The sequence below is a fragment of the Kocuria himachalensis genome (genome assembly GCF_054784195.1).
The window spans coordinates 251,292-258,790 of record NZ_BAAGPL010000008.1 but is presented as its reverse complement, the minus strand read 5'-3'; the positions used below and the strand labels follow the sequence as shown (position 1 = coordinate 258,790).

Below are 7,499 nucleotides of genomic sequence, written 5' to 3'. Positions count from 1 at the left end.
CCCGCCGCGTCGAGGCGCCCCCACCACCAGTCGTTGGCCCGCCAGTCCCCGGCCAGGAACCCCCGGAAGTTCAGCAGACCGGCCCCGGCCAGCTTGGCGCTCGCCGGCACCCGCCCCTCGCCGTCCGTGAGCAGCCGTGCGAGCTCCGCGGCCCCCGCCCCCGGGGCGTCGAGGGCCTCCTGGAGACGGTGACGGGTGAGCGACGTCCGGAGGGCGGGGAACGTGCCCGCGGCCGCGGGGGCCTGGTCCCCGCGGATCTCGCCGTAGGACACCCGGGACACCGCGGCGGGGATCCCGGCCGCGGCCAGGAGCGGAGGCAGGTCCACTGCGGCCGGCGCCGTGTCCCCGGCCGGGATCCTCGACCAGGGGGACGCCTCCCAGGCCGCCCGCCGCGCCGACCCGCCGGGGACGTCGGGGTCCAGGTGCCCGTCCACCGCGGCGTGCAGGCGCCGCAGCCCGTCCACGACCGCGTCCAGCTCGGCCCAGGAGGCAGCCGTCGGCGGGTGCTCCGCGCCGGCCGCGCCCAGCCAGGGGTCGACGACACCCGTGAGCTCCGCCGCCGGGTCGGCGCCGGCGGCCAGCACGGCGTGGAACCGTCGGTCGCGCTCGTGGCGGGCGACCGCCAGCACCCGGTAGGCGCGCTCGCGGGCGTGGGCCGTGTCGAAGCCCCCGGCGGAACCGGTCAGCCCGTCCAGGCCCAGCTCCTCCAGGACGCGCACCCAGGACAGCGCGCAGGACGCCGCGTCGAACAGCGCCTGCGCTCCCCGCAGCACCGCCGCGGCGGAGGGGTCGTCGAGCGGGCCCTGGGAGAGTGCGTCGTAGCGCCGGAGCAGCTCCGTCCGCAACGGCTCGAGCGCACGGGGCGGCCGGGCCCGCAGGGCGTCGCGCCGGGCCAGGGTCGAGGTGAGCTGCCACTCCGCGGGGCGGGTCAGGAGGCGGGACAGCAGGTCGGCGTCGGTCCGGGCCCGGTAGCGCAGATAGGCCCGGCGGCGCTCCACGAGCGACGCCTCGTCCCAGCACCCGATCAGGGCCGCGAGGGGGTGCAGGCGACCGCGGGCCACGAGCTGGGCGTCCAGGTAGTCGGACAGGGCCAGCACCTCGTCGTCGTCCGACTCCCGCCGGGGCAGCCGGGCCAGCGTGGCGGCGAGCGTGCCCACGAGGCGAGGGAGGTCGCGCTCGAAGGGCACCCGGCGCTCGCGGTGGGGCGGGTCCGGGTCGAGGTACAGCAGGCCCCGGTCGGCGTGCCGCAGGGACGTCCGCGTGCGAGCGACCTCGAGGGCCCGGTCGATGGGGATGTTGTCGAACACGCCGCCGTCGACCGCGTGGTAGGGCAGCTCGGCGGCGTCGCGGTGCGCGCCGAACGCGTGGCTCAGGTCCGGGCGCCCGGCCGCCGGGCCCGGAGCGCCCAGCGGGCCCGGGGTCGGGGCGGCCCACACCGAGGCCGGCTCGAAGGCCCCGGGGAAGGAGGCCGTCGCCCGGGCGGCGTAGGCCAGCCGGGACAGCGCTGCCAAGGCCTCCGCGGGGGCGCTGTCCCGGCCCGGGATGCCGTTGTCCAGGGACGGGGCGGGGGAGCCGGGCTCCGGGGACGAGAAGTGGAAGTCGCCCCGCCCCTCCGCCGACGCGCTGTAGGGGGAGGGGTCGCTGTCCAGGACCGTGGCGGAGAGCTCGACCGAGACGTGCTCCGCCTCCAGGTCCGGGTGGTGCTCCGCACTGCCCCGGAGCGCCAGGAGCGCCTGGAGCAGCTGCGGCCACAGGTAGTCGTCGCCGCGCAGCAGGGAGTCCACGGGGTGCCGGCCGAGCGGGCGCAGCAGCCGGCCGAGGGCGCCGTGCTCCGCCCAGATCCGGCCGAGGGCATTCAGGTCCGAGCCCGCCCGCTGGGCGACCGCGTGCACCACGCCGTTGAGCCCGCCGGCGCTGGCCCCGGCGAGGAGGTCGAGCTCCACACGGTCGTAGCCGGCGTCCGCGAGCAGCCGCGCGTACACCACCGCGCGCTCCTCGAGCCGGGGATCAGGGATCGTCGAGGGGTGCAGGAGATAGGCGTGGAGCGCCCCGCCGCGGTCCCGGTGGAGCCGGATCCGGCGCAGGAGGTCCAGCTCCGCCACCGCGCCGCCGATCCACACGGCGAGGCTCACGCCGCCGCGCATGGCGAGGGCGAGCCGGAGCGTGCGGCCGAACGCCGGCGCCTGCCCGGCCGCCGCCTCGGCGAGCCGCCGGGACGGCGGCAGGACCGTCAGCGGCAGGGCCGGGGGCTCATCCGACAAGGGCCGCGAACGCCCGGCCCGGCCCGGGCCGGCGGGTCAGGTCGTGCCGGAGGTCCTCGAGGGCCCCCCGCCGTTCGTGGTCCTCGTCGAGCAGCTCGGCCACGGCGTCCCGCACCTCGGCGGTCGTCAGGGCGTTGGGATCGTGCACCGTCCCGAGCCCCGCCGTCTCGAGGGCCGCCGCCCCGGCGAACTGGTCCGTGGACATCGGCAGCAGGAGCAGGGGCACCCCGGCGGTGAGCGCCTCGGTCACGCTGTTGTTCCCGCCGTGGGAGACCGCGACGGCCGCCCGGCGCAGCAGGGTGACCTGCGGCAGGGTGCCCCGCACGAGCCAGGACCCCGGGACCGGACCCAGGTCGGAGGGCCGGGTCGACCCGGCCGCGAGGGCGACCCGCACGTCGAGGCCCCGGAGGGCCTCGGCGACCCGGGAGAGCACGTCCCCGCGCACGGACAGGAAGCTGCCCAGGCTGATGTACACGACCGGGCGGTCCGAGCCGGCCAGCCACGCGGCCACCTCCGGGTCCTCGGCCTCCTCCCGGACGGCGGAGCCGAGGAACGTGTGCTCGGGCAGCGCCCGGGTCCGGTGCTCGTCGTGGAGCTCGCCCGGATAGTTGAGCAGGAGGTCGTCGCCGGTCTCCGCGAAGGCGTCGGCGCTCGCCGGGGACCCCGGGGCGATCTGCTGCAGGGCGTCGTTCCACTGCTCGGTGAACTCGTCCCGCACGGAGGAGCACAGCCGGTGCAGCGCCTCGAGCTCGGCCGGGGACGGGCGCAGCCGGCCGGGCCATGCGGGCGGGTGCCCGTAGACCTCGTCGGCCACCGTCAGCGCCGAGGGGTGGCCCAGCACCACGTCGGCGTGCCGGATCCCGGCACCCGTCAGCGCCAGGCGCGCCGCGAAGGCCAGGTGGTCCACGACCACCTGGTCCGGCCGGACGCGGTCCACCACGTCCTGGACGCGCCGGGCCGTGCCCAGCGGGTCCCAGAGCAGGTCGTCGCGCCGGGCCCGCGCCTGGAAGGCCAGGGTCTCGGCGGGGCCGCGGCGGGTGGCGGCGAAGAAGCCGCGCAGCGCGTCGTCCTCCCCGGGCGGCTGCTCCTCCGCCCGGATGACCCCGGGGTTGGAGCCGCGGCCCAGCGGCAGGATCTCGACCTCGAAGCCGAAGCCCCGGGCGATGGCCGCCGTCGCGGGGCCGGTGGCCACGACCACCCGCTCCCCGGCGTCCCGCCACGCGGTGGCCAGGGTCGCGAGGGGGAACAGGTGGGACGCGTAGTCGGGGCTGATCACGAGCAGGGTCACGGGGTGGGGCTCCTGTCGGCCGCGTGCGCCACGGCGTCGTCGTAGACGGAGGTGAGGGTGCTCGCCATGACCTCGATGCTGAAGCGTTCGCGGACCATGGCACGGGCCGACTCGGCCCCGCGCTCCGCGTCGGGGCGCGCCGCCAGGTCGAGGGCGCGGGCCACGGCCCGGGACAGCGCGGCGGGGTCACGGGTGTCGACGAGGACGCCGGTGACGCCGTCCTCCACGAAGGTGGCCGGCCCGCCGGCACCGGGCGCCACGACCGGCAGACCGCTGGCCAGGGCCTCGACGAGCGCCACCCCGAACTCCTCCTTGAGGCTCGCACAGACGTAGACGCCCGCGGGGGAGGACAGGCCCGGCCGGCCCTGTCGCACGGCGGCGAGCCAGGCGACCACCGTGGCGTGGGGCCGGTGGCCGGCGAGCAGCAGGCCGGCGGACGCGGCCTCGTCCCGGGGGAGGGCGGCGTCGATGCGGGTGAGCTGCTCGCGCTCGTCGGCGGAGGGGGACGCGAGGTCCCCGCCCACGACGAGGAGGTTGCAGCGGGCGCGCAGCGCGGCGTCCCGCGCCCACGCCTCGACGAGCGCGGCCGTGCCCTTCACCCGGTGCAGGCGGCCCACCGTGACCACGAGCGGCAGCCCGCGCCGCGCGGCGGGCAGGGCCGCCAGGACGGTATCGAGCTCGTCGAGCTGCGGGCCGGCGCCGGTCCGCACCTGCTCGGCGGCACGGTCCACGGCGCCCAGGTCGATGCCCTCCGGCACGACCGTGCACCGCCCCGGCTCGTCCGGGTCGACATCGAGCAGCGCGCGGGCGTCCCGGGCCAGGTCCGGCCGGGGGAAGAGCACCACGTGCTCGGCCCCCGCCGCGAGGTCGGCGAGCAGGCGCACGCGGAACCACAGGTGCTCCACGGAGTCGGCGGCGCCGAAGCCGGCGCGGTCCAGGGTGCCGGCGGCCTCCCGGGCGGCGACGAGCGCGTGCGGATCCGGGGCCATCGTGAGCACCCACGGGATGCCGAGCTCCGCGGCCACCGCCCCGGCGGCCATCGAGCCGACGTCCGCCATGCGCAGGTGCAGGACGTCCACGGGGCCGGACCGGCGCAGCACGCGCCGCAGTCCCCGCTCCGCGGCGACCCGCCGGGGCCAGGCGTCCGCCATGTGCAGCGGGGGACCGGCGAAGGAAACGACGCCGAAGGCGTGCCCCGGCCCCGCCGGCCGCGTCAGCGCCTGCCGTGCCTCGTCGTGCGTGCCGCGGGACACCGTGAGCACGCGCGCGACGCCGCCGGCGGCGTGCCGGGCGATCAGGGCGTCGCCCAGCTGGGCGAGCAGCGTGGCGATCCCGCCGTTGTCCCCCCGCCCGGAGAAGGTGAGGTCCCGGTCGATCTCCGCGTGCAGGAACGGCTGCACGACGGTGAGCCCGCCCCGGCCGGTCGCCGGGGCGGGATCGGCGGCGTCGTGGAGCTCGGTCAGGGCGAGCCGAGCCACGGCGGCCAGCGGCCCGGTCGCGCGGGCGCACGCCCGGGCGAGGTCCGCCAGGCCGGCCACGGTCTCGGCGCCGGCCTGCGACCGGTCCACGAGGGCCTCGAGGGCGGCTCCACGGACGTCCTGGTGCTCGTCGGACCGGCCGGCCAGGGCGCGGAGGTGCGCGGCGGGCCCGCTCCCGGGGACGAGGCCGAGGGTCTCGGCGATCCGGGCGCGGGGCCCGGGAGCGACAGCGCCGGCGAGGGCGTGCTCCAGGGCGGCGCCGACCGCGTCCGGCGCGGCCGGGGCCCAGGCCTGCAGGGTGCGCTGTGCCAGCATGCCGGGGAAGCCGCCGCCGGCGACGAGGTCGGCGAGGGAGGCTGCGGCGCGGGGGAGGGGGTCGCGGTCGGCGAGGGCCCACGCGGTGTGCTCGCGCAGCCACGGCTCGTCGGCGCCGAGGAGCGCGGTGAGGAGCGTGTCCGCGCGGGGCCCGGGCACGGAGGCGAGGGCGTGGACGGCGGCGATCGCCGCGACCTGGTCGTCGCGCCGGCGGATCTCCTCCGCGAGCACGGGGAGGGCCCCGGCGGGATCTTCCCGGGCCGCCCGGACCAGTCGTTCCGTGCGGCGGATGCCGTCGAGGATCGAGGGGGCGCGCCGGACGGCCTCGAGTGCCTGGTGCGTCGCCGCACCCGTGCGCCCTGCGCTCGTGGTCGGGGCGCGGGGCGCGGCGAAGATCATGGGGCTCACGGTAGCCGAGGCCCGATCCCGCGCACAGCGGGTCCCGGGGATTCTCAGGCTCCTGGGAGCCGGCGTGCGGCCCGGGCGTCGGCGCGGCGGCAGAGCAGGGCGAACACGGCGCCCGAGAGGTTGTGCCAGACCGAGAAGACCGCGGCCGGCAGGGCCGCCAGCGGGTTCATGTACTGGGCGGCGAGCCCGGCGGCCAGCCCGGAGTTCTGCATGCCCACCTCCACGGCGGTGGTGCGGCGCACGACGATCGGCTGCCGCGTCACCGCACCCACGAGGTGGCCCAGGGCCAGGCCGAGGACGTTGTGCAGGGCCACGGCCGCGAGCACGAGCAGGCCCGCCTCGACGATCCGGTCGGCGCTGCCCGAGACGACGATGGCCACGATCAGGGCGATCGCCGCGACCGACACCCACGGCAGGACGGGCAGGGCGCGCTGGACCAGGCGGGGCACGAGCAGGCGCACGGCCAGGCCCGCGACGACGGGCAGGAGCACGATCTTGGTGATCGACCACGCCATGGCCCCGCCGTCCACCGGCAGGTACTGCCCGGCCAGCCACAGGGTCAGCAGGGGAGTGAGCAGCGGCGCGAGCAGGGTGGAGATCGAGGTCATGGCGACCGACAGGGCCACGTCACCGCGGGCGAGGTAGGTGACCACGTTGGAGGCCGTGCCGCCGGGAGCGCAGCCCACCAGGATCACGCCCGCGGCGAGCTCCGGCGGCAGCCGGAGCAGGAACACCACGAGCAGCGCCACGAGGGGCATGATCACGTACTGGGCCGTGACGCCGAGCAGCACCGGCAGGGGCCGCTTCGCGACGAGCGCGAAGTCCACGGGGCGCAGGGTCAGGCCCATGCCGAACATGACCACCCCGAGCAGCGGGTTGATCCACCCGGACAGACCGCTCACGGCGCCGGGGGCCAGGAACCCCACGAGACCGCCCACGAGGACGAGCACGGGGAAGAGCAGGACGGCGGTGTAGGCGCCGCGGTCGGGGGCCGCGGTCTCGGTCGCGGTGGTGGGGCCGGTGCTCACCACCCGCGGGCCCGCCACGCGTCGAGGTGCGGACGCTCCGCCCCCAGCGTGGTGGGCCGGCCGTGGCCGGGGTGGACCACGGTGTCGTCGTCGAAGCGGTCGAAGACGCGCTCGGTGACGTCGTCGATCAGCTGCCGGAAGTCCTCGGGGCTGTTGGTCTTGCCCACGCCGCCGGGGAAGAGGGAGTCGCCGGAGAAGATGTGCGCCGGTCCCTGCGGGTCGCGGTAGACCAGGGCGATCGAACCGGGGGTGTGCCCGCGCAGGCCGATGACCTCGAGGTCGAAGCCGTCGAACTCGGCGGTGTCGCCGTCCTCGAAGGTCAGGTCCATGGAAACGGCGATGTCGGGCTCGTCGTCGGCGCCGCAGGCCGTCATGGCCTCGGAGCGGGACTTGACCTCCTCGAGGGCGCGGACGTGGTCCCAGTGCGAGTGCGTGGTGATGATGAGCTGGAGATTGCCGTAGGTCTGCGAGCAGTCGCCGTTGCCGGCGCCCACGAGGCCGGCGATGGCCCGGGCGTCGTCGGCCGCGTCGATGAGCACCTGCGTGCCCTCGTCCTTGGAGGTGAGGAGGTAGACGTTGTTGTCCATCTCGCTCACGGAGATCCGGCGAATCGTGACCTCGGTGAGGTCGGTGACCTCCGTCTTCGTTGCGATCATGAGGACGAAGGTACTCCCGAGTCACGGCACTCGCCAATCGCCGGCACACCGGCGGCCCGGACCAT

5 protein-coding genes are annotated in these 7,499 nt (G+C 77.2%); all 5 read right to left on the bottom strand.

Annotated features, from left to right (window positions below):
* On the bottom strand, positions 1 to 2,261 hold a 2,261-nt coding region (locus tag ACYVM4_RS06785; RefSeq protein ID WP_460668034.1), incomplete at its 3' end, for a DUF3376 domain-containing protein.
* Complete coding sequence (locus tag ACYVM4_RS06780; protein ID WP_460668033.1) at positions 2,251 to 3,549, bottom strand: glycosyltransferase; 1,299 nt, start codon at positions 3,547 to 3,549, stop codon at positions 2,251 to 2,253. The genes ACYVM4_RS06785 and ACYVM4_RS06780, both read right to left, overlap by 11 nt.
* Positions 3,546 to 5,741 (bottom strand): glycosyltransferase, encoded by a 2,196-nt coding sequence (locus ACYVM4_RS06775; RefSeq protein WP_460668032.1) that lies wholly within the window; start codon positions 5,739 to 5,741, stop codon positions 3,546 to 3,548. Before ACYVM4_RS06775 ends, ACYVM4_RS06780 begins: the two co-directional genes overlap by 4 nt.
* Positions 5,742 to 5,794: 53 nt before the next feature.
* Positions 5,795 to 6,781 carry a bile acid:sodium symporter family protein gene (locus ACYVM4_RS06770; RefSeq protein WP_460668039.1) on the bottom strand — a complete coding sequence of 329 codons (987 nt, stop codon included), beginning with the start codon at positions 6,779 to 6,781 and terminating at the stop codon, positions 5,795 to 5,797.
* Entirely contained in the window at positions 6,775 to 7,434 is a 660-nt protein-coding gene (locus ACYVM4_RS06765; RefSeq protein WP_368819871.1) for an MBL fold metallo-hydrolase, read from the bottom strand. The genes ACYVM4_RS06770 and ACYVM4_RS06765 overlap by 7 nt, the downstream gene beginning before the upstream one ends.
* Positions 7,435 to 7,499 lie beyond the last annotated feature (65 nt).

Bases quoted from the DNA above. Each gene is read 5' to 3' on its own strand.
- ACYVM4_RS06775 (WP_460668032.1), bottom strand. From the start codon at position 5,741: ATGATCTTCGCCGCGCCCCGCGCCCCGACCACGAGCGCAGGGCGCACG.
- ACYVM4_RS06765 (WP_368819871.1), bottom strand. From the start codon at position 7,434: ATGATCGCAACGAAGACGGAGGTCACCGACCTCACCGAGGTCACGATT.